This window comes from Achromobacter marplatensis, from assembly GCF_049060505.1.
Lineage (GTDB): Bacteria > Pseudomonadota > Gammaproteobacteria > Burkholderiales > Burkholderiaceae_B > Achromobacter > Achromobacter marplatensis_A.
The window spans coordinates 76693-96732 of record NZ_JBMGRB010000006.1 but is presented as its reverse complement, the minus strand read 5'-3'; the positions used below and the strand labels follow the sequence as shown (position 1 = coordinate 96732).

At 64.4% G+C, this 20040-nt stretch carries 17 protein-coding genes; 9 read left to right on the top strand and 8 right to left on the bottom strand.

What is annotated here, in order from left to right:
- The first annotated feature begins 303 nt into the window (after positions 1–303).
- From ACI0FO_RS16500 to ACI0FO_RS16485, 4 genes are all read left to right on the top strand, one after another.
- Positions 304–2766 (top strand): autotransporter outer membrane beta-barrel domain-containing protein, encoded by a 2463-nt coding sequence (locus tag ACI0FO_RS16500; protein WP_416028271.1) that lies wholly within the window; start codon positions 304–306, stop codon positions 2764–2766.
- 76 nt (positions 2767–2842) lie between these two features.
- Entirely contained in the window at positions 2843–3814 is a 972-nt protein-coding gene (locus ACI0FO_RS16495; RefSeq protein ID WP_416028269.1) for a bifunctional helix-turn-helix transcriptional regulator/GNAT family N-acetyltransferase, read from the top strand.
- A 172-nt stretch (positions 3815–3986) separates the two neighbouring features.
- Positions 3987–4160 carry a hypothetical protein gene (locus ACI0FO_RS16490; protein WP_416028268.1) on the top strand — a complete coding sequence of 58 codons (174 nt, stop codon included), beginning with the start codon at positions 3987–3989 and terminating at the stop codon, positions 4158–4160.
- A gap of 53 nt (positions 4161–4213) precedes the next feature.
- Positions 4214–6448, top strand: a complete 2235-nt coding sequence (locus ACI0FO_RS16485) for a phosphocholine-specific phospholipase C (RefSeq protein WP_416028266.1) — start codon at positions 4214–4216, stop codon at positions 6446–6448.
- Between the two features lie 12 nt (positions 6449–6460).
- Here the strand turns inward: ACI0FO_RS16485 and ACI0FO_RS16480 are convergent, their stop codons facing one another.
- Genes ACI0FO_RS16480 through ACI0FO_RS16465 form a run of 4 tightly spaced genes read right to left on the bottom strand, consistent with a single transcriptional unit; the run spans position 6461 to position 11035 of the window.
- Positions 6461–7156, bottom strand: coding sequence for a pentapeptide repeat-containing protein (locus tag ACI0FO_RS16480; protein WP_416028264.1), 696 nt, complete (start codon positions 7154–7156; stop codon positions 6461–6463).
- A gap of 18 nt (positions 7157–7174) precedes the next feature.
- The gene (locus ACI0FO_RS16475; RefSeq protein WP_416028262.1) at positions 7175–7825 is read right to left on the bottom strand and encodes a response regulator; all 651 of its coding nucleotides are present in this window, start codon (positions 7823–7825) and stop codon (positions 7175–7177) included.
- A 55-nt stretch (positions 7826–7880) separates the two neighbouring features.
- A complete protein-coding gene (locus ACI0FO_RS16470; RefSeq protein WP_416028261.1) occupies positions 7881–8198 on the bottom strand; it encodes an Hpt domain-containing protein in 318 nt (105 codons plus the stop codon).
- A 2-nt stretch (positions 8199–8200) separates the two neighbouring features.
- Positions 8201–11035 (bottom strand): ATP-binding protein, encoded by a 2835-nt coding sequence (locus ACI0FO_RS16465; protein WP_416028259.1) that lies wholly within the window; start codon positions 11033–11035, stop codon positions 8201–8203.
- Positions 11036–11327: 292 nt separating this feature from the next.
- Between ACI0FO_RS16465 and ACI0FO_RS16460 the strand changes: the two genes are divergently transcribed.
- A complete protein-coding gene (locus tag ACI0FO_RS16460; protein ID WP_416028257.1) occupies positions 11328–12125 on the top strand; it encodes a hypothetical protein in 798 nt (265 codons plus the stop codon).
- A 60-nt stretch (positions 12126–12185) separates the two neighbouring features.
- Here the strand turns inward: ACI0FO_RS16460 and ACI0FO_RS16455 are convergent, their stop codons facing one another.
- Both ACI0FO_RS16455 and ACI0FO_RS16450 read right to left on the bottom strand, forming a co-directional pair.
- Positions 12186–12632 carry a gas vesicle protein gene (locus ACI0FO_RS16455; protein WP_416028256.1) on the bottom strand — a complete coding sequence of 149 codons (447 nt, stop codon included), beginning with the start codon at positions 12630–12632 and terminating at the stop codon, positions 12186–12188.
- 171 nt (positions 12633–12803) lie between these two features.
- Positions 12804–14135, bottom strand: coding sequence for a ParB/Srx family N-terminal domain-containing protein (locus tag ACI0FO_RS16450; RefSeq protein WP_416028254.1), 1332 nt, complete (start codon positions 14133–14135; stop codon positions 12804–12806).
- A 145-nt stretch (positions 14136–14280) separates the two neighbouring features.
- Between ACI0FO_RS16450 and ACI0FO_RS16445 the strand changes: the two genes are divergently transcribed.
- Positions 14281–14955: an ankyrin repeat domain-containing protein gene (locus ACI0FO_RS16445; RefSeq protein WP_416028252.1), complete on the top strand. Its 675-nt coding sequence runs from the start codon at positions 14281–14283 to the stop codon at positions 14953–14955.
- Here the strand turns inward: ACI0FO_RS16445 and ACI0FO_RS16440 are convergent.
- Entirely contained in the window at positions 14922–16106 is a 1185-nt protein-coding gene (locus ACI0FO_RS16440; protein WP_416028250.1) for a multidrug effflux MFS transporter, read from the bottom strand. The genes ACI0FO_RS16445 and ACI0FO_RS16440 overlap by 34 nt on opposite strands.
- Before the next feature lie 83 nt (positions 16107–16189).
- Here ACI0FO_RS16440 and ACI0FO_RS16435 point away from each other — a divergent pair, with 83 nt between their 5' ends.
- Positions 16190–16957 carry an AraC family transcriptional regulator gene (locus ACI0FO_RS16435; protein ID WP_416028249.1) on the top strand — a complete coding sequence of 256 codons (768 nt, stop codon included), beginning with the start codon at positions 16190–16192 and terminating at the stop codon, positions 16955–16957.
- Positions 16958–17078: 121 nt separating this feature from the next.
- Here ACI0FO_RS16435 and ACI0FO_RS16430 read toward each other — a convergent pair whose 3' ends face one another.
- Positions 17079–18188: a porin gene (locus ACI0FO_RS16430; protein WP_416028247.1), complete on the bottom strand. Its 1110-nt coding sequence runs from the start codon at positions 18186–18188 to the stop codon at positions 17079–17081.
- 263 nt (positions 18189–18451) lie between these two features.
- Between ACI0FO_RS16430 and ACI0FO_RS16425 the strand changes: the two genes are divergently transcribed.
- Entirely contained in the window at positions 18452–19105 is a 654-nt protein-coding gene (locus ACI0FO_RS16425; RefSeq protein WP_416028246.1) for an NUDIX hydrolase, read from the top strand.
- 98 nt (positions 19106–19203) lie between these two features.
- The gene (gene prs, locus ACI0FO_RS16420) at positions 19204–20037 is read left to right on the top strand and encodes a ribose-phosphate diphosphokinase (RefSeq protein ID WP_416028244.1); all 834 of its coding nucleotides are present in this window, start codon (positions 19204–19206) and stop codon (positions 20035–20037) included.
- Positions 20038–20040: the final 3 nt, after the last annotated feature.

The window sequence follows — 20040 nt, the reverse complement described above, 5'->3', positions numbered from 1 at the left end:
CGGCACGCCGGCCGCGATGCGGCTTCGCAGCATTGATCCGACACGATTTTGTACATTTAATCAATTGCGGCAGCCTCGTGTATCCGCCAGTATTCAACCGAAATAATGCAGTTGAACCCTTGCAGCGGCACTCGGGAGCAGAGATTGATCGTCTCATCACGCCAGTTCCACGCGCAATTTTCTTCCTGTTTTCCTAGACTGACGCAGCCCGCGTTATGGGCCCTGATTCTGACCCCGGCCTTGCTGCCTGCCCTGGCGGTTGCCGAGTGCGGACCCACGACTTCGCCGGGAACCGGCCAAAGCGTGACTTGTACCGGGACCACCACCAACGCCTTCGTTGCTGCCGCTACCGGCAGCCAGAACGTGACGATCACCCTGGCCCCCGGCGCCACTTTCGTCACCAACGCGTTACGCGCATTCTCGGTCGAGGACGCCAGCACCATCATCAACAACGGCACGCTGACCGTCCAGGGGGGGGCCTCGGGTGCCTCGCGCGGCGTCATGGTCGGCTTCGGCGACAACAACACGTTGATCAACAACGGTTCCATCGTGGCCTCCGGCGTGTCAGTGCGTGGAATCTCGGTGCCTAACCTGGGCAGCACCGACACCAAGGTGACTAACGCGGGCAGCATCGTCACGTCGGGCTCCAACGGGCACGGCATCGCCGTCAACGGGCCCGGCAATCTGGTGACCAATACGGGAACTGTCGATGTCAGCGGCACGGACGCCAAGGGCATCTACCTGCAAGGCGGCAGCGGCGCCGAGAACGTGCTGATCAACAGCGGCTCGATCCGCGCCCGGGGCGCCAGTTCCAATGGCACCGCCGGGGCCGACGGTGTGCACGTCAACACGACCAATGCCAACGGCTTTTTCTCGCGAGTAGAGAACCTGCCGGGCGGATCGATCATCGCCGACCATTCCTATGCCTACCGCGGTCAGAACGGCAACGATACGTTCATCAACTCGGGGTATGTCGAAGGCTACGGAGGCGCGTCGGCCAACACGGCCATCTTCATGGGGCCGCAGGGGACGGGCACGCTGATCCTGCGGACCGGCTCCGTGATCCGAGGGCTAGCGGACGCGGGCGGCGCAGCCAGCAACGCTTATCTGGAAGGCCAGGGTGCTGTCGACAACGTGTTTACCAATTTCCGCACGCTGACGATGCGCGGCGAGCAGTGGCGCTGGACGTCCGACTCCACCTTCTCTGACAGCATTTCGCTCCAGAGCGGTACTTTCTTTTTGACGGGCACTTTGGGCAGTCCGGCCAATGCGCTGGCGTCAGGCGCCGTTTTGGCCGGCACGGGCACCTTGGTGGGCGCCTTGAATAACTCAGGTGAAATCCGGCCAGGTCCGAATGATGGCGTGGGTTTTGGCGCGTTGACCATACGCGGGGACTACGTGGGCGCGGGCGGTTCGCTGACCTTGAATGCCCAACTGGGCGCCGATGGTTCCCCTTCCGACCGCCTGGTCATCGACGCAGGGCAAGCCAGCGGCGCAACGCCCATCTCGGTCACCAATCGCGGCGGCGCCGGCGCGTTGACCACGGGCGACGGCATTGCCGTGGTGCAGGCCGTGAATGGCGCCACCACGACGGCGGGGGCTTTCTCGCTAGCCACGCCCTTGACGGCGGGCGCGTACGATTATCACCTGTATCGCGGCGGCGCCGAAGGGGGCAACACCGATAGCTGGTTCCTGCGGTCGCGCGGGTATCTCGTGGACGGGAAAGTGGCCGGCAGCTTGCTGGAAGCCCAGGCCATCGCGGCTGAGATCGCCGAGCGAACGGGCGAGGAGCCGCCCGCCATCGCGTCCGTCAACCTATACCGGCCTGAAGTGGCGCTCTACAGCGCCATTCCCATGGTGGCGCGCCGGGTCAGCCTGACGCAGTTGTCGACCTTTCACGATCGGCAGGGTGACCAAGATCTCTTGCGTCGCGACGGCACCAGGCTCTCGGGGTGGGCGCGAGGCTTTGGCGGCAGCTTTAAGCAGACGCTGGATGGCGATGCGCAGCCGGCGTTCGACGGTGACCTGACGGGTCTGCAGGTGGGCCAGGATCTCTACACGCACATCAACGCGTCCAACACGCATGGTCGGCTTGGCCTGTTCGCCGGCTACACCCATGCGCGCGGCGACGTGGCGGGGTCGGTGTCGGGCCTGACCGGCGCTCGGGCCGGCCGGCTGACGATCGACGGCTATAGCTTGGGCGGATACTGGACCCGCGTGGGGGCCGCAGGCTGGTATGTCGATACGGTACTGATGAACACCTGGCTGGATATCGATACAGACTCCAAAGCGCAACGCAGCGCTGGCACCAACGGCTCGACGTTCACGGCATCCCTCGAGACCGGAATGCCATTCCCCTTATCGCAGGATTGGACCCTGGAACCCCAGGCGCAGCTCTTGTACCAACGCACGCGGGTGGACGATTTCGATGACGATATTTCGCGCATCAGTCTCAGCAACGACAATGCGGTGACGGGCCGCATCGGCTTGCGCTTGCAGGGGGCGTATGAATCGGGGGGCATGCAATGGCGGCCTTACGCCAGGGCGAACCTGTGGCATACCTTCAGCGGCACCGACCGTGTCGTACTGGGCAACGACGGGGTGGATATCTCTCGCGACAGTACGGCAGTGGAACTGGCGTTGGGCGTGACGGCCCAGATGACGGACCGGTTGGGCATCTACGGCAAGGTGGCTTATACGACCAGCGTCGACAGCGGCTATACGCGCAGCACCACGGGGCAGTTGGGCGTCCGCTACGCCTGGTAAGGCGCGAAAAGGGAAGCTTGATTTGGTTGCGGTCCGCAAGTATATTGGTTGCGTACCGCAACTTATCGGGGCCGCCATGGATCTCATCGACTTTCCCTCCCAGTCCCGCGACGAGACCATTCGCGACCTGCGTGAATTTTCCCGCAAGCTGGTACGCGAACTGGGTTTCATGCGAACGTCCTTGGCGGGTAGCGACCTGGCGCCCTCGGCCGTACACGCCATCATCGAGATCGGCTTGCAGCCGGGCATCCCCGCCCGCGATCTGGCGGCTATCCTCAGGCTGGACAAATCCAATACCAGCCGTCAGCTGGCCAAGTTGGAATCCGCCGGACTGGTCTCGCGCGAAACCGACACCGATGACGCGCGCTCTTCTCGCCTGGCGCTTACCGACGCGGGGCTGGCGTTGCGGGCCCGGATCGACCAGTTCGCCACCGATCAGGTGTCGCGGGCGTTGCGCCAGTTGGCGCCGGCGGATCAGCAATCGCTGATCCGCTTCATGTCCCTGTACGCCGATGCGCTGTCGCGCGAAAACCCCAACGTGTTGCCAGGGGCGGTGGCCGGCATCGGCGATCAGATCCGCGAAGGCTATGTACCGGGCTGCATCGGCGACGTCGCCAGTCTGCATGCCCGCTATTACGCGCAGGCCTCGGGTTTTGGCGTGTACTTCGAACGCAAGGTGGCCAGCGAATTGGGCGACTTCGCCGAAGGACTCCCGGCGGCGGGCAAGAACATGTGGCTGTACGTGGACGGGGGCAGGGTGCTGGCTTCCATCGTGATCGATGGCGATCCGGCCAGCGGTCAGGCGCACCTGCGTTGGTTCATCGTGGACGAATCGCTGCGCGGCATGGGCGTGGGCCGGGCGTTGCTTGAACGCGCGCTGGCGTTCGCCGACGCGCATTACAACCAGACCTACCTGTGGACGTTCAAAGGGCTGGATGCTGCCCGTCACTTGTACGAGGCGGCTGGGTTTGTCCTGACGGACGAATCGGAAGGCCGCCAATGGGGCAGCGTGGTGGTCGAGCAGCGCTTCTTGCGCCGCAGGCGCTAGCCTGAGCGCCGCGCGCCGCTTATACGCGCAGCGGAAATACGCCGATACATCCACGCAGCCGGGCGCGCCGGCCATTTCATGTGGATGTCACGTCGCGTTCCTAGACTCCCCGAGGTCATGCCGGCTGACGTCGGCGTGAGAGTCTGCTTCCGCCATTTACTCCGACCTTCCCATGCCCTCCAAACCCCTTGCAAGAATGCTTGCGGCCACGCTGCTCGCGGCCGCCGCCTTGTCCGCCTGTGGCGGCGATGACAACGACGAGCCCACGCCGGCCAATCCCGAGCCTCCCGTTACGGAGCAGCCCAAGCCGCCCGCGCCCGCGCCAGTGCTGCGCTGCGCGCCCTGAGCCGCGCCGGCTCGACCCGTCTCGTCCCGCCCCTCACGACACCGAACCCGACAATGACTTCTCGCCGCAACTTCCTACAGACCACCACGGGCGCAGGCTTTGCCGCGGCCGCGCTGGCCGCGTTCCCGCCCAGCATTCGCCGCGCCCTGGCCATCCCGGCCAATAATGCCACCGGCACCATCAACGATGTCGAGCACGTGATCATCCTGATGCAGGAGAACCGCTCGTTCGACCACTACTTCGGCACGCTCAAAGGGGTGCGCGGGTTTGGCGACCGTTTCACCATCCCGCTGGCCAACGGGCGCAACATCTGGCAGCAGGAGCGCGCCAACGGCGCCGTGCTCACGCCCTACCATCTGGACGGCAGCGCCAACAATGCGCAGCGCGCGGATGGCGCACACCATACCTGGGCGGACAGCCAGGCGGCCTGGGACCATGGCCGCATGCAGCGGTGGCCCGCCGAGAAAACCGATATCTCGATGGGCTATTTCAAAGAGCGTGAAATCCCGTTCCAGTTCGCGCTGGCCAACGCCTTCACGCTATGCGACGCCTATCACTGTTCGATGCATACCGGCACCGACGCCAACCGGTCTTTCCATTTGACCGGCACGAACGGCGCGACGGCCGGCGGCGCGTCGTTCGTCAACAATGAATGGGATTGGATCGACGGGCAGGCCGCGACGCAGAACCGGGGCTACACCTGGAAGACCTATGCCGAACGGCTGGAAGAGGCGGGGGTCAGCTGGATCTCTTATCAAAACATGCCGGACGAGTGGGGCGACAACATGCTTGGTGCGTTTCAGACGTTTCGCCGCGCCAACATCGCTTCGGGCTTCCCGGTGTCCAGCGGCGGCGAGCCGGGCGTGCCGTATGCCAACACGGGCCAGGCGCTGCCTTACCACGCCTACGACGCGGCAACCGACAACGCTCACAACCCCCTGTATAAAGGCATCGCCAATACCTTGCCCGGCACGGCGCCCGAGAATTACCTGGATGCCTTCAAGCGCGACATCCGCGAAGGCAAGCTGCCGCAGGTCAGCTGGATGAATGCACCGTCGATTTACTGTGAGCATCCCGGCCCGTCCAGCCCGGTCCAGGGCGCGTGGTTCTTGCAGGAAGTCCTGGACGCCCTGACTGCCGTGCCCGAAGTCTGGAGCAAAACAGTGGTGCTGGTGAACTTCGACGAGAACGACGGCTACTTCGATCATGTGCCGTCCCCATCGGCGCCTTCGCCCGATTCCGGCCTGGCCAAGGCGGGAAAGTCGACGCTGGACGACGCCGACATGGCGTTCGAGTACTTCTCGCATCCCGCGCCGGCGGGCAGCGTCAGCCAACCCGCGCCGGACGGCCGCGTCTATGGCCCCGGCCCCCGCGTGCCTTTGTTTGTGATTTCACCGTGGAGCCGTGGCGGCTGGGTCAATTCGCAGGTGTTCGATCACACCTCGGTGCTGCGTTTCCTGGAGACGCGTTTCGGGGTCAGGGAACCCAACATCAGCGCGTTCCGCCGGGCCGTCTGCGGCGATTTGACCAGCGCGTTCAACTTCCAGACGCCGAACACGGAAGCGCTGCCAACGCTGGCCGGGCGCACGACCCGCAGCGCCGCTGACCAGTTGCGCCGCGCGCAGGAAGCCCTGCCCGCCATGCCCTTGCCGACCGACATGCAACGGCCCATCCAGGCCAGCGGCACGCGCCCGTCGCGCGCCCTGCCCTACGAACTGCACGTCAGTGCGCGGTGCAGCGCCGAAGGCATGGTTGAACTGCTGTTCTCCAACACCGGCAAACAAGCAGCCGTCTTCCACGTTTATGACCGGCTGAACCTGGCGCGTATCCCGCGCCGCTATGTCGTGGAAGCGGAGAAGTCGCTGTCGGATACCTGGAATGCGTTCCAGGACAATATGGGCCGCTACGACCTATGGGTGCTGGGGCCCAACGGCTTGCACCGTCACTTCAAGGGCGACACCCAGCGCATCGCGGATACGGACGTCGCGCCCGAGATCCGCGTCTGCTACGACATCGCCAATGGCGACGTCTACGCCGAGCTCATGAACGCCGGCGCTCAGACCGCCGACTTCACGGTGAGCGCGATGGCCTACCGCCAGGATGGCCCATGGCGTCAGGCGGTGGCGGGCAAGGCGACGGCGTCGTTGCACTGGTCGCTGGAAGACAGCGCGCAGTGGTACGACTTTGCCGTCACGTGCGCCAGCGACCCCACCTACTACCGCCGCTTCGCGGGCCGGGTAGAGACGGGCAAGCACACGGTAAGCGATCCCGCGATGGGGCTGGCGTAAGCCGGGGGCGCGTCAGATAACACTGATGCGCAACTCGGCCAACAGCACGGCGGCCTGCGCTTTGGAAATCGTGGCGCCGGCCAGCCGGGCGGCAACCGTCAGGTCGATGCCGCTCAGGTCCACTTCGCGCAGGTCGGCGCCTTCGAAGCGAACGTTCTTCAAATTCGCGTTGCGCAGGCTGCCGCCGTGGAACACCGTGTCGCGAAAGTCGCTGCCCGCCAGATCGGCGTCCGAGAAGTCCAGTTGCATGATGGTCGACTTGCGGAACGACACGCCGCGCAGCAGCGCGCCCACCAGCAGGCATTCTTCCACGGTCCAGCCCAGGCAGGCCACGCCGTCGAAATCGGAACCGGTCAGTTTGCAGCCTTGGAACGTGGCGGCCGCCAACCGGGCCCGGCGCCAGTTGGCGTTGTTCAGGTCGCAGTTCTGGAATACGGCATCGCTTGCGTCGGCCGATGCGAAGTTGGCCTGGCCGCCGCGGCAGCGTACCCACGACGTGTCGGCAAGCGTGGCGCCTTGAAACGAGACGCCCGCGATGGCGCACGCGGTGAACTGCGCGCCACGCAGGTCCAGCCGGGAAAAGTCGGCCTCATGGAAATCGCAGTCCTGGAACGACAATGGCCGGCCCGCCGCGCGTTCAATCAAGGCCTCCATCGCCTTGCGGTCCACCTCAAGGTCCGTCACGGTTTCAATTGCGTCTTGCGTCATGCTTGTGGTCTCGTTTCTTTACTGGAAAATTCCGCTTTCTACGCAGAATGCTACCAATTCCTGGTCCGTCCGGACGTTCAGCTTGCGCATGGCCGAGATCTTCTGTCCGCTAACCGTCTTCACGCTGCGCTGGAGCGTTTCCGCGACCTGCATCATGGATTCGCCCTGAATGAAATGGCGCAGCACTTCGTATTCCTTGGGCGACAGGCTGTTGATGCGCTCACCGATGAACTTGGTGCGCGAATCGGTAGTGCCTTCGCCCTGAAAACCCGGCGGATAGTACGTGCGGCCAGCGCGCAGCGTTTGCAAGGCCGTCACGATTTCGGCCAGGTTGTCGCGCTTGAGCACCACGGCGGCGACGCCGGTGTCATACAGAGCCGAAATGATCATGGGGTTGGACACCATCGTCAGCACGACGATCCGTGCACGGGAAAAGTGCCGCGTCAGGTACCTGACCAGGCGGATCCCGTCGCCATAGGTCTCGTCGCCCGGCATCGAATAGTCGGTGATGATTACATCAGGCAGGTCAAGGCGCAGATGCTCGATCAGCGCCGTCGGGTTGGCCAGTGTCGCGGTGATCTCGAAACTGAGCTCCTTTTCGAGCAAATCGCGCATGGCCATCAGCACCAGCGGGTGGTCGTCGGCAAGGACTATTCTGAGTCGTTCCATTCGGGGGCGCGGTGAAATGAGCGGGTGGAGCATCGGAAACATTCTGCACGATGGCTCACACTTGAACTAGGAATTTCCGAAGTTCCAGTACCAGGCCTGAGGTCTTGCGAAACGCTAGTTCATCCCAGCCGTGACGTCCCAGTCTTGATTCGACGAATTCGAGCCCGGCCGATAGCGCGGTCATTTTTACCATGGACAGCGCGCCGCGTATGCGATGCAAGGTTCGCTGCGCCGCCAGAACGTCCCGTTTCGCGATCGATTGTTCCAATGCCGTCAGATCGCTGTGCATGGTTTCAAGGAAAAGTCCTCGAAGCCCGGCAGCGCAGCGAAACGACTGTCCGTCCACGTTCGTTGCGTTGTAAGCAGAATGCATGGTCAGCTGGGAAGGGCCTTGATCGATTGCAGGGTTTGGCGCAATGCGGCCAGCGCCAAGGGTTTGACAAGCAGGCAGGTCATGCCGGCATCCATGCCGCGTCGCTGCTCGTCGGGGAAAGCGTTGGCGGTGATGCCGAGTATTGGCCCGTCATAGCCACGCTGCCGTAGTTTTCGCGTGAACGCGTAGCCATCGAGCCTGGGCATGTTCAGGTCGGTCAGCACGGCATCGAAGCTCATCAGCCCGGGCAGGTTCAGCGCCTCTTCGCCATTGCCCGCCAAGGCGACGGCGCAGCCCAGATGTTCCAGTTGTTCGCGCAGGATCAGCTGGCTGATGGGATTGTCTTCGGTGACGAGCACACGCAGGTTCAGCGTGTCGGACGGTGTCCTGGCGTCAGGCGCCAGGCTGCGGGCCAAACCGCTTTGCGCCAGGTGGACCGCGTGTCGGATGCTGGCCAGGCTGTATGCGTTGGCGAACCAGGTGCTGGGGCTGTCATCGGCCGGTGCCGGCAGGCCAGGGGGGTGGATGATGACCTGGGGTTCGCTCCATTGGCCGCGCCGTTTCGCGTGCGGCCAGGCTTGCACCAGCACGGCAGGGCCGGCCATTTTGGCGCCGCCTGCGGAATAGGGCAACGCCACCGCGCCCCACCGGCGCAGCCACTCGCAAAGATTGTTGACGATTTCGGGCACCGCGCCTTGCACGTATACCGCGGTGCCGTCCAGAAGGGGAGCGGGCGAGTCTGACGTGTCCGCCGCATGCGGCAAGCGGATTTCAAAAGTAATGCTGGTGCCAAGGCCGGATTCGCTGACGGCATTGAGCTGGCCATCCATCGTATCCGCAAGGCGGCGGCAGATCGATAGTCCCAAGCCGGTACCCGGCAAATCCGCCGACGTTTCCCCGGAAATCTGATAGTAAGGGTCGAACAATCGGCTCTGGTGGGCCAAGGCGATGCCCGGGCCTGTGTCAGCCACCTGGAAACTCAGGTCAGCGGCTTCGTGATCGCTGCCGTCAAGCTTCAGCCGCAATACGATCTGGCCAGAGTCCGTGAATTTGATGGCGTTGCTGACAAGGTTGTCGAGTATCTGGCGAATCCGCGTGGCGTCGCCGATGACCGCGGCTGGCGATTCGGGATCGGCGATGGCATAGGCGCGCAAGCCTTTGGCATGCGCACGCGCGGCAAAACTGGCGACGACCTGGTTCAGGAGCTCGACAGGCGAGAAGGGGGCGCATTGCAGTGCCGTATGGCCGGCCTCGATGCGCGAGATATCCAACGTGTCATTGATGGTGCGCAGCAAGGTCGCCGACGACTGCTGAATGGTCTCGAGATACTGCGCCTGCTGGCCACTGACGGGGGTCAGCGAGAACAATTCCAGTGTGCCAAGAATGCCGTATAGCGGTGTACGGATTTCGTGGCTCATCGTGGTAAGAAAAAGGGTCTTGGCCTCGTTGGCGGCTTCTGCGTCGCGTTTGGCCTGCAACAGGGATTGCTCCACGCGTTTCAACGGCGAGATATCGCTGATGCCGCAAAGCACGACGGCTTCGCCCCGATAGGTGGTGGGGGCGAAGGTCAGGTAGGCGCTACGGCCGTCGCTCAGCTTGTGTTCGCGAGTGGTCTCATTGCCATCGCGAGAGAGAAGGTCGGCCCGCCAACCCGGCGCGCCCCGAAACCAGCGCCGCGCCATGTCGTTGGACATCACAATGGCGCCGTCGGCGCGGCGCAGCAGGCAAAGCCCCACCGGCGCGACTTCGATCAGCTTCTGATTGAGCGACACGCTGTCGGCCAGGGCTTCGTACTGACGCAGCGCGGGCAGTACAAGATGGCGGCGGATATAGCGCACCTGGAGAACCACGGCGATGGTCAGCAGCAGTGACGCGAAGGCCGTGGCCTGCAAGGCAATGGCGTTGTCTTGCAGCACGCGCAGCAGCGGCATGTAATACACCAGCCGCCAGCCGTCTTCGCCCACCGATTTGCTTAGCACCAGATAGTCAGGAATCCACCCTTCGCCTTGCAGGCCAAAGGCGTCTTCGCGCGAGATGTGGGCCAGCGTGCGGTCGGCGGCAGCGACGTCCGGGCTATGCATGACGGGGCGGTTACGCTCGTCGAACAGCACATAGTTTCCTGAGCCCGCGCGCGGCATGTTCACGGCGGATTCAACGCCCTGGACTTCCAGCCCGATCCAGCCCGTCTCCGGGTCCGCAGGGTCCAGCGGCGTGAACAGGAAGAGCCGCATGGCGGTGTCCTGTGGCGGGTGCAGCCAGATGATCCGTGGTTGCCCGTGGGAGGCCGGCCGGATATCGATATCGGTCAGGGTGCGCGTCAGCCATTCCTGGATGTCAGTGGAGATCGGGGCCAGGGCAAGCGGGTCGCGGGCAGACATGCGCAGTGCGCTGGCGTGGCGGGGCGAGCTGTAGACCACCCTGGTGCTGGCCAGCGCCACGCGTTGCAGATCGCGATGGGTCAGCACCAATGCCCATTCGTAATCACCCGGCGTCGATTGCAGCGGCAGGATCTCGATCTGCGGCGTTGCCCCTGCGTGCGCAAGCGCGTCATCCATGTGCTGGGTGCCATTGTTGCGGACAACGGACGCCGAGATGGACCGCAGCAGCGCTTCGCGCTGGTCGAAGAATTGCTGCGCGTCATAGGCGGCCGCGTTCATGTGGCGGCGATAGTTGGACACAACGTTGGTGAACGCCCCATACAGGTAGAGCGTGACGCCCGCCGCAATGCAGACGAGCAAGGCCACCGCAAGAAAATGCAGCAGCAAGGAAGCCGCGCGTGGCGCGGCCTGAGGTTCAAGGGCGAGAGCGCCGCGGTCTTCTACCAGCATTGTTCCCATGATAGAAACACCTGCTTACCAGGGGAATAAGAAGAATCTCAAAGTGAACCGGTTTGCGTGGACGCGCTTTGATGCGCGCAGGTAGGCGGACGCAGGATTGACGAGGGTCGTCTGGCCTGCCGGTTTAAGAACTTTCTTGTTCATTTTTTGAGCAGGCCTGGGCAGTATTGGCGGAATACGGAACTCCTGCCTCGGACTTCCTCACGATGCCGCAACGAGGCCGCTTCACGTGCTGTGCAGCCGCCGTTGCGCTGCGGCCAGACGTTAATCGAGAACAGAATGATTTTGACCCATGAAGGATGACGCCCGTTCCTGGCCTTCACAGGAAGCGTCCGTTCATTTGCGCTTTCAACCCATTTTCACGGCACACGGCCAAGTTCACGAATATGCCGTGCTGGGACGTTGCCGGCCCTCGCTCTGGAGCGGCCTCGCGCCTGCCCGGGATGCCACCGGGCTACAGGCGGGCGTGGCGTTCTTCAAAAGATTCAACGCCCCGATCGAACTATCGTTTGAACATGCGCTGGACGTAAACGCCTCGGGATGCCTGGCGGAACGCCTGTGCGTCGAGTTGGGCATCGGCGTGGTCAACGAAGCAATATGGGTCAACAAGCACACCTGCCATGACGATACCGCGCCTCTGATGGTGGCGGCGTCACGCGTCACGTTCACGTTGCCGCTCAGCGCCAGGCTCTCCAGGCGCGCCGACATCCTGGCACGCTATCCGGATTTCGCTCCCCGCTTGCGCGCGCGCCTGGTGCCCAGCATCACCGATGGCGTTGCATCCGAACACGGGGCATTGCGTACCGAAGGGCTACAAGTGCAGATACCGTCGGGCTTGTCCGCAAACCGGCCCCTGCAGGGGCGGTTCTTCACGCTGATGGAGCGCGCCTGGAGCGCCAACCTGCAAGTGGTGGCAAGCGATGTCGACGACATCCGCGATTTCGCGTGGATGCGGCTGCATAGCGATCTGCTATTCCGGGGCGCCGCCCTGTCTGCGCCGCTTGGCGCCGACTGCCTGGATATCTGGCTGCAAGCCGATAGCGGCGCATGGCGGTCATTCCGCGCCGGTACCACGCGCCCTGCCGGCTGAATTAACGCGCAGGGGCGCGGAGCACTTTGCGGCGGCCCTGGCGTTCTGGAACACGGCGCGTTAGTTTGCCGTTTCGGATTGCATGCGGCCCAGAATGAAGCCATCGACCGCGCTGGTGCGGCCGCGCCACAGCGTGGGCTGCCCAGCCACAGGCGAGCCGTCCGCCGCGAAGAACAGGGCATCGGCAAGGTGGATGTAATTGGGCAGGGGGTCGGCGGGCTGGGGCACGCGGAAGACGTCGCCCAATTCGGTCAACGACGCATGCACGCTGGCGCGGGTTTCCGCGTCGATCGTGCTTAGCGAATTCGTGAAACCGGCGGCGAAGCGGTCGAAATATTCCGCGCCCGACACGATCGAGCCGGACACCATCATGCCGCCCATTTGCAACGTCACGCCGATGCTTTCGATCTGGCTCCCGTTGTTCACCAGGTTGACCAGGAATTGAAGAAAGGCGTCCGCGCCGGGTGCGGCGTTCTTGTCCTGGACGGAGAGGGAATCGATGCTCATTGTGCGGGTCTCGAAAAGGGGCGGAAAGAGCCACAAGATACTCGAAGCACGTGAAAAATACACCGATCGCAATCGCCCGAAAAACGGCAGGATCGGGCATCAGACCGCGCCATCCACGGCGGCGTGGTGGCGCTACCGTGTCAGGCTGAGGGAAGCTCCGGGCAAGCCGTCCTACCAGCCCCAGCAGGTTCCTGCCGCAGGTTTGCCGCAAGCGCGGTAGTTGACGGCAAACCACAGTTTGCCGGCATTGCGGGGCGTGCCGTCGCCTTTGACGTCGTTGCGGATCAGCTCGTCCAGCGTGTCGCGCGAGCCCTTGACGGAAACGCCGGCTGCGACGTTTGCCGTCAGCGGAATCACGCCCAGGCTGGCCGCCGTGCGGTCCTCGAAAACGATGTCCGTGACGGCCAGCGCGCCCATCTTCAATGACGCATCGCGCACGGCGGCGGCGTAGCTGTCGTTGGCGCCGCCGGGCGCCAGCGTGGCATTGAACGAACTGGCAGCCAGGATCTGCGCAGGCGTGGCCGGCGCCTGCATCTTGTACTGGTCAAGCGTGGGCAACTGGCCGGCGGCGGTTTGGCGGCGCAGCCAGTCGCCCCACAGAAACTCCGCGAACTCCGGCAGGCTGCCGTTCTTGTAGGCCACGTCACGGGTGTAGTAGACCAGCGAGCGGTAACGGTCTTCCTGCATGCCGCCGGCCTCGTCGGCGCTGGCCATGCCCAGGCGGCTGGGCAACTGGTCCACGGTGATGGGCTGGTTCTGGCCATCGCGCAGCCAGGCGCGGCGTTCGTCGACCATGCGCTGCCAGAACGCGGCGGCGCTCGTCACGTCGCTGTAGTTGGCGTCGACCTTTACCCAGACCGGCAGCTTGGGGCCGCCGTCGAAAATCGTGCGCAAGGACGAAAACGTGTGGTGGCCGTCCGTCAGGTAGAGGTTGCCGTCCCAGCCGACGACGACGGTTTTCAGGTTTTCGGTATGCGTGCCGGGTGCGTCCTTGCAAGCGAAGGTCGCTGGCTGGTCCAGACGCGCGGCGCGGGCCGCGGCGATGTCCGCGAATTTCTGCGCGCGCTCGGTGCCGCCCATGTCCTCGCAGTAGTCGTCGAATTTTTTGCCGACGGTGCGGTCCAGGTAGTCCAATTGCAGGGTGGCATCGGCCGCCCAGGTCGCGCGGTTGAAGTCGCCTTGCCAGCGGCCCAGCTTGTAGTAGATCTGGTCATAGCCGATAGCGGCCTGGGTCGGGCGCAGTTCTTCGATGCGAACCCGGATGACGTCGCCGGCTTTGGCTTTCAGATAAGCGGTGTTGCGCGCAGGCGTTTCCGCCTCCGGCGCGGGATCGATGGCAGGCGGAGATGGGGCGACAGGCGGGGTCGTGACGGCGGGCGTGTCGTCGCCATCGCTGCCGCCGTTGCAGGCGGCCAGGGCCAGCGGCAGCAAGGCCGTGGCCAACAGGCGCAGAAGCGGGCGAGAGAGAACGGCGGGGTTCGTGGTGGTATCGGTCTGTGTCATTGGCCGGTGGCAGCTGCGGTCAAAAGTATCCAATGATGACTGGCTCGTGTGTCCCGCGTATTGCACTGCGAACGGGCAATGGAAATTCCCAGGCCTGGCGCGATTGTCCATAATCCCGCTTGGGATTCAAAGGAGGATACCGGCAATGGCGATCATCAACTTCTGGCGGGCTTGTTTCGTTGCGTTCCTGGGCGCCGTGGGCACGGGCGCGGCTGCGGCCGAAGCGCCGGCCGCGCAACTGTTGTCAGCCGCCGCGCAGGGCGAGACGGCGCGCGTGCGCGAGCTGCTGGCCGGCGGCGCGCCGCTGGAAGCGCGGGATGCGCAGGGCAATACGCCTTTGTTGCGCGCCACGCAGGGCAACCATGCGCAGGCCGCTCGCGTCCTGATCGAGGCGGGCGCCGACGTGAATGCGCAGAATCAAATGCAGGATAGCGCTTACTTGTTGGCAGGCGCCCAGGGCTATCGCGAGATCCTGGCGCTGACGCTGCGGCATGGCGCCGACCTGAAAAGCACCAACCGCTATGGGGGCACGGCACTGATTCCGGCATGCGAACGCGGCCATGTGGAGGTCGTGAAGACGTTGCTGCAAGCGGGCGTGGACCCCAACCACGTGAACCGGCTGGGCTGGACAGGCTTGTTGGAAGCCATCATCTTGAGCGATGGCGGCCCCAGCCATCAGGCGATCGTGGCGTTGCTGATTGAAGGCGGCGCCGACGTGAACCTGGCTGACGCGGACGGCCGCACGCCGCTGGCGCATGCCCGCCAACGCGGGCAGCGCGAAACGGTTCAACTGCTGGAACGTGCCGGCGCGCGCGGGTAATTCCGTCGGTGCGTGTGCAGCAGCAAGGCACAGACCATGAGCCAGGCGCCGGACAGCGGCCAGGCGGAATGGAACGGCAGCCACGAACTGGCGGCCAAGCCTGCGCCCAGCATGGCGTAGTAGGCAAAGCCGAACAAGGCGCCCGCCCGGCCCAGGCAATGGCCGTACCGGCTTAGCGCGGGGCCGAGCAAATTCGGGATCGCCAGTCCGTAGCCAGCGAAGATCGGCAGCGCTGCGATGGCCCACATCCAGCCTGGTTGCGGGGCCGCCAACACGACGGCGCATTGCGCCAGCACGCCGGCCAGCACCAAGCGCAAGCCATAGCGCACTCGATCCGCCGGGACGGTCCGCGCCGGCAGCCGCCGGTTGCTGGCGGCGCCCAGGCAGCCGGCCGCGGCCACGGCCAAACCGACCCAGCCAAACCCCAGGACGGGCAGGTGGCCGGCCATGAAAGGGCCGGCGGAGTAGAAGGAGAACACCAGGAAGTTCAATCCTGCGACCTGCGCGGTGGTGCGCCGCAGCGGGGCATCCGCCAGCATGTGGCGGGCAAGCGCCCGCAGTGCAACGGTAGCCGTGGCGGCGCCACGTGTTTCAGGCAGCAGGCGGCCGCCTTGAGCCAGCAGCAGGAAAATAGCCAGCGCGATGGTCAGCAGTACGCCTTGGTAACCCGCGCGATCCGAGACCAGTTGACCCACCAGGGGGCCGACGGCGGGGGACCATGCCAGCACCGCGCCCAAGGCGACGAAGTAACGTGTCAGCGCGTCGCCGGCCAGGCGGTCGCGCAACAAGGTTTGCGTCGTGACGGAACAAGTCGCCAGCCCCGCTGCCTGAATAAAGCGGCCAAACAGCAAGCCTTCGAAGCTGGGCGCCACCAGCGCGCACAAGGTGCCGGCCAAGCCGATCGCCAGACCGGCAAGCATGGCGGGACGGCGGCCCCAGGCATCCGCAAGGTGCCCCCATAGCAGGACACCCAGCGCGAAGCCCAGGAAGAAGATGCCCATGACGGATTGGGCGGCGCCAGCGTCCAGCCGCCAATGCCGCGTCAAGTCCGGCAGGGCGGGGGCGAGAATGGTTTCGGCGATCTGCGGTAGCGCCAGCAAGGCAAGGATCAGGCCGCGCGGCGGTAGGCCGTCTCGGAAGGGTTGTTTCATGGGCGCGGTGAAAAGGGCCTAGCGTACCCAGCCTGATAAAAGCAAAATCACGACGTTTCGCCATAAAACATCGCTAATCCGACATGCCGCATTATTTGCCTGATTCCGTGCTGGATCCCGACACCGCAACGTGTCCCATCGTGGGGCTTGCGATTGATACCCGCGTCCATGCGTCGGACTGGCATACGCATCGCCGCACCCAACTGCTTTATCAGGCGGAAGGCGGCGTCACGCTGTTCCTGCCGGACCGCGTGGGGCAATTGGCGCCGCTGCAGGCCGCATGGCTGCCCGCCGGTTGTACGCACCGTACCGCCATGCACGGCAGTTTCGCCTACCGCAGCCTGTATTTCGATGTGCAGGCCTATCCGGGGCTGCCGGCAGAACCGCTGATCCTGGACGTCAATCCGTTGTTGCGGGCGCTGATCCTGCGCGTGACGGACTGGCCGGCCGACGCCGCCCTGAGCTTGGCCCAGACGCGCATCGTGGAGACCTTGCTGGATGAATTGGCGGCCGCGCCTGCCGCGCCGATGTCTCTGCCCATGCCTCGGGACCGGCGGCTTGCGCCCATTGCCGAAGCGCTGCTGCTTGACCCGGCTTGCCCGTTGTCCCTAGCGGATTGGGCCAGCCGGGTGGGCGCCAGCAGCCGCACGCTGGAACGGTTGTTCCTGTTGGAAACCGGGCTGCCGTTTGGCCGCTGGCGGACGCAGACCCGATTGCTGGCCGCGCGAGCGCACTTGGCCGAAGGCATGTCGGTCACGGCGGTCGCGCATGCGGTGGGCTATGCCAGCGATAGCGCGTTCATCGCCATGTACCGCCGCATCTATGGAGAATCACCGGGGCGAAAAAGGTGACCCCTCACGCTGCGCACACTGCGTGTGCTTGCTGCCCAGGGGGTGTTTTTATCTTGGGGCGGCCCAAGATAAAAAAAGCCGGCCCCGTAAGAGGCCGGCGCGTTTTTACGCTGTGCGACGCTTAGAACTGGTGGCGGATGCCCACGCCGGCGGCGGTGCTCTTCAGGCCGTCGATGAACGCGTAGTCCGTGCCGTATGACCCGTAGGCATACAGATTGGTGCGCTTGGACAAATCGTATGTGTAGCCCACGCTGTAGACGTTCATGTTGGCGTCGCCGCCCGTCAGCTTGTCGTTGGAGGGCGCGACGTGCTGCCACGAGGCGAACACGCTGCTGGCGCCGCCGACGGGCAGGGTCGCGCCCAGCATGTAGGCGTTGGCCTTGAAGCCGTTCACGAAGCGGTTGGTGCCGAACTCGTCGCTGAAGGGCGTGCCGGCGGGCAGGTCCTGGCCAACGAACCAGCCGTCGGTGGTGCGGCCGTAGGCGGCCGCCAGTTTCACGACTTCCAGGTCATACGACACGCCCAGCGCGTATTGGCGCGGCGTGGCGTCGCTGTCGATCGTGGCGCTGCGGTTGGAGCCATTCAACTGGTCGTAGGTCAACGCGACGTTCAGCGGGCCTTGCACATAGCGCAAGCCGGCGGTGATGCCGCGCGTATTGTCCGCCGTGCGGAAGCCGGTCTGGTCGGTGGTCGTGTCGTCCGCATTGAACGAGTAGCCGATGCCGAACTCAAAACCGTTCACCGAGGGGGTGCGGTACATGACCATGTTGTCCCAGCGCATGGTGTTGGCCGCGCTGAAACCCAGGCCCAGGTTGGATTGGGTGTAGCTGGTGTAGAAAGGGTCGATGTCGGCCAGGTAGTTCGAGCCGATGGTGGCTTGGCGGCCGAAATCCAGTTGACCCCAGGCGTCGTTGGCCAGGCCGATGGTGGCTTGGCGCCCGAACAGGCGGCCGGATTGGCCGCGCTGGCCGTTTGCGGAATCAAAACCACTTTCCAGCGTGAAGACGGCGCGCAGGCCATCGCCCAGATCTTCGGATCCGCGCAGGCCCCAGCGGGAGCCGGCCTGGATGCCGTTGATCATGCCGAGCTTGCTACCACTGTAGCCGTCGCCTTTGATCTTGTTGTAGCCGATGCCGGTGTCGATGACACCATAGAGGGTGACTGACGGTTCTGCCTGAGCGATGCCTGTGTAAGCGGTCAGCATCGCAGCGGCGAGCAGCGTCTTTTTCATCCGGGGATCTCCTGGGGTACGGGTTGGAAAGCGTAAAAAAACAAAGGGAACAGCACGCCCGGCATAGCGCCAAGCGGGTGTTCCCGGCACGCATTGTAAAACATTTGCGTTATTTTCTGCTTATTACGTTGAATTTCCAGGCTATTTCGCCTAATTCCAAAAGGCCGTCGCGCTGGCTTTGCCCTCCTGTATCGCCGGTCCGCATTTGACGGTTCCACGCCATAGTGGCATCTTGCCCCGAAGCCATATTTACGGAACTTTCTGTGGACTATCCACTGCCGCTTGTCACCGTCGATGCCGTCTTGCTCACCCTGCGGGGCGGTGTTCTGGAAATCGCCCTGCACCAGCGCGACCGCGCGCCGTTCAAAGACGCCATGGCCTTGCCGGGCGGAGTGGTGCATGTGGACGAGGACGCCAGCACCGAAGCCAGCGTGCGCCGCGTGCTGCGCGACAAGACGGGGTTCGAGCCGCGCTATCTTGAACAATTGCAGGTGTTTTCCGGGCCGGGCCGGGATCCGCGCAAATGGTCGTTGTCGGTGTCCTATGTGGCGCTGGTGCCCGCTTCCGAACTGGAGGCCGCGGCGCAGGCCGGATTCCGCTTCGTCAGTGTGGATGCGCTGCCGCCTCTGGCGTTCGACCATGCCGACATTGTGGCCGCCGCCGTTGCCCGTTTGCGCGGCAAGTCCAGCTATTCCACTTTGCCGTTCTTCCTGCTGCCGGAGCGGTTCACACTGACCGAACTGCAACACACCTACGAAGCCATTTTGCAGACCCGCCTTGAGAAATCGAATTTCCGCCGAAAGATGGAAGCCTGGGGCGTGCTGGAAGCCACCGAGGACTACGTGGTGGGCGCCCAACGCCCCGCCCGGCTGTACCGTCTGAAGGACTTCGCCTTGTTCGACCGTAGCGTCGGATAAGCGTCGAATCGTCCCTGAACCTCAACATAGTTGCAAATCAACAATAAGTGGGCTTATACTGGCCTCACTTAGTTTTAAAGTGCCACTAAGGGCTGATCATGTTCACCATCACTGCGGTAGTAGAAGGGCAACGCCAGAGCGATACGCCGGCTGCGTTCGTGTTTCCCGGGGGCGAAAGCCAGGTCACGGTGCCGGCTGGGCTGCGCGCCCAGGCCGATGCGGCCAGCGAGTTCCGCATCCACGCCCTGTTGAAGTCGGCCGACGACGTCATGCAACTGCTGATGCTGACGGACGCGCTGCGGCGTTTGAACCCGGCCGTGCCGGTGCACTTGGATATGCCCTACGTGCCTTATGCCCGGCAGGACCGGGTGTGCAACCCGGGCGAGGCGTTGGGGGCCGCCGTGTTCTGCAAGCTGATCAACGATCAGCAGTACGCCACGGTGACGGTCGTCGAACCCCATAGCGACGTGACGCCTGCGCTGCTGCAACGCGTCCGCGTCGTCGATGCGGCCGCCTTCCTGAAACGCGCGCTGGCCGCACCGGCCTTTGCCCAGGGCGTGACGCTGATGGCGCCGGATGCCGGCGCCCGCAAGCGCGTGCAAGCGCTTGCCAAGGCGCTGGGCGTGGCGCACGTCCGGTTCGCCGAAAAAGTCCGCGACCCGCAAACCGGCCGCATCACCGAAACCCGCGTGCCCAGCGACATCCCTGCGCAGCCGGTGCTGGTGGTGGACGATATCTGCGACGGCGGCCGCACCTTCCTGGAGCTGGCGGCCGCCTTGCGCGATACGACCCGGCAGCCGGTCTACCTGTATGTCACGCACGGCATTTTCAGCAAGGGCTTAGGCGAGCTTAACGCCCGCTACGCCGGCATCTTTACCGCTTACGACTGGACCGGCGCCGAAGGCGCTGGCGCTCCGGTGCTTGTCAATTAAGAA